Genomic DNA, 2,108 nt, shown 5'->3' with positions numbered 1-2,108 from the left:
CTGCTTTGCAGGTCAGTGAAAAAACCGCTGTCTTTAGTATTTTCCGCTTCATACCATTTATTTTCCAGCACCATACGAGCCAGCTTTTGTCGGTGTAGCAACCGCTTGATACGGTCATATCCGTAACGGTAGTAGAGAAAAGCGACCAATGCACAAACACCAGTCGCTATCAGAAACGTAATGGAATTGTAGGCAGTCCATGTGATTCCAGCATGGAGCAGGTTAAAATCTTTCCAGTCTGTAATAAGAAGCTGTCGCAGATTCAGTAACAGGAACACCGCAACGAACAGGAGCAACAGCCAGCCGATACAGAAATGATAGACCAGCGATTTATCACTGGCACGAATCCTGTTACCTTTAGATTTTTTCCATACTTTCATATAAACTCCTTTCCTTGGGTATAAGAAAAGCAGTCAATCGTATAGACTAACTGCTTTGTGAATATAAGTATTAACTCATAGAAAACTAATCCTGTTAAAGTGTAATTTTTCACATACACTTATTTTCTGTAAAATAGTGTAGCATCTGTTGTTTTCCATTTCTCTAATGATAATTTATCCACTTTCTCTACAAAGGAAAGTGTTTCATCAAGTAACTTAATGAAAAAAAGAGCAAATTCAGTATATTGTTCTGCATTTATATCTGCCCCGAATTTATGTATAGTTCCATTGTAGTTAATTGACAATATATTGATGTTTGCATGTGCTATGTCATTTCGCATTTTCCAAATAGAATCAATCTTTTTATTAATAGTTTCACCTAATAAATTATTCGGTAAGGATAAGAATTTTACATACTTTTTAAATTTTCCACTCCACATTTCACCAGAACACATATTATTAGAAATATTTTTTATATACTTTAATCTAACTAATTCTATATCATCAATGTCAACAATATCTTTAGGGTCAATTACCTGTTTGGATTCAATTAATCCCTTTTTCAAAAGAGAATAATTTCTCATCATATTAAGTTGCATACTATCTTTGAGAAAAAATTCCAAAGTTGCTGAAAAACTAATAATTAGACTTTTGAGGGAATTATAATATAACTTACTGAGCATAAAATTTGGCTCTTTGATTAATCTATCATGTATTGGATAAACTGATTTTATTTCATCAAAATAATCAGCTTTGGAGATTTTTTCTCCCCATTCTAAGCAATTATTGGCATCAATTTGTCCGCTTATTATTGCCTGTAACTTAAGTCCGCTAAGTTCTGAACCTAATCTTGCATAACTTGCTGAAAGCATCTTATTTCCCTCCTGTTCAATGATTTTAATATATTATACCAATTAACTTTAATTACTACAATGAGAATCAAAACTACAGATTATTTCTTCGGCGGTTGCTGTGGAGCATTGTTCTGTGGATTTCCGGCATGAGTGCCTTTGTTCTTTAAAAGAATATCGTCTGCCTTTACATACCAGTCCACATCTGCACCACGGTAATTAGCATTGGCTACCGTATCTGCAACAGGATTGATAAGTTCCACTTCGGCATTGTAATCATAATCCTTTAATGGTACAGTCGCCGGAACGGATACCTGTATCATGCGTCCCTGTGTATTGCATTTTAAATCGTAGGTACGTTCCTTGATTTCTTCACTGACCGTCCCATCTTCATTCTGCACATGAACTTCACGGCGTAATGCGGAGAACTTCAACACTCCGAAAGTCTTTTCTTTATCAATGACGATTCCATTTGCTAATCTCATAATCTGAATACCCCCTTATTTATTTTCTGCTGGTAACATATCGTCTGCAAGTAAGATGTAATTGACAAATCCACGTTCTCCGATTTTATAGCCATCAGTAGTGATTCGTGGGTTGATAAGTTTTACTTTCTGCTCCGGCGAGAAATGTTTTTCGCCAGCTTTGGCAGGAAGTGTCACAACTACATCATCGGCTCTCTGCACATCGGAATACAGGTTGTAGCTTCTGGTAATGACAGCCATACGCCCGTTGATTCTCTGCTGTTCCGTAGTATTTTCTCCGGCAAATTCCAAGTTCCCGAATGTCTTTTCCATATTTGGTACGACAAATCTTAATTCCATAAATAATTGACCTCTTTTCTTTCTATTTGTAAGTTCTTTCCTGCTGTACTTTG

At 35.9% G+C, this 2,108-nt stretch carries 3 protein-coding genes and 1 pseudogene; all 4 read right to left on the bottom strand.

The genetic code is table 11. The features are described from left to right. Positions 1-380, bottom strand: a pseudogene (locus tag HMPREF0367_RS09595) (ATP-binding protein); the annotation flags it as partial. A gap of 119 nt (positions 381-499) precedes the next feature. Next, positions 500-1,252: a HEPN domain-containing protein gene (locus HMPREF0367_RS09590; protein ID WP_035403732.1), complete on the bottom strand. Its 753-nt coding sequence runs from the start codon at positions 1,250-1,252 to the stop codon at positions 500-502. Positions 1,253-1,332: 80 nt separating this feature from the next. Next, positions 1,333-1,716 (bottom strand): YdcP family protein, encoded by a 384-nt coding sequence (locus tag HMPREF0367_RS09585; RefSeq protein WP_035403730.1) that lies wholly within the window; start codon positions 1,714-1,716, stop codon positions 1,333-1,335. Between the two features lie 15 nt (positions 1,717-1,731). After that, entirely contained in the window at positions 1,732-2,055 is a 324-nt protein-coding gene (locus HMPREF0367_RS09580) for a YdcP family protein (protein WP_005334875.1), read from the bottom strand. Between the last annotated feature and the right edge of the window lie 53 nt (positions 2,056-2,108).

The sequence above is a fragment of the Faecalitalea cylindroides ATCC 27803 genome (assembly GCF_000469305.1).
Lineage (GTDB): Bacteria > Bacillota_I > Bacilli_A > Erysipelotrichales > Erysipelotrichaceae > Faecalitalea > Faecalitalea cylindroides.
Note: the sequence above shows the minus strand (reverse complement) of the source record. Positions and strands in the feature narration are given on the sequence as shown.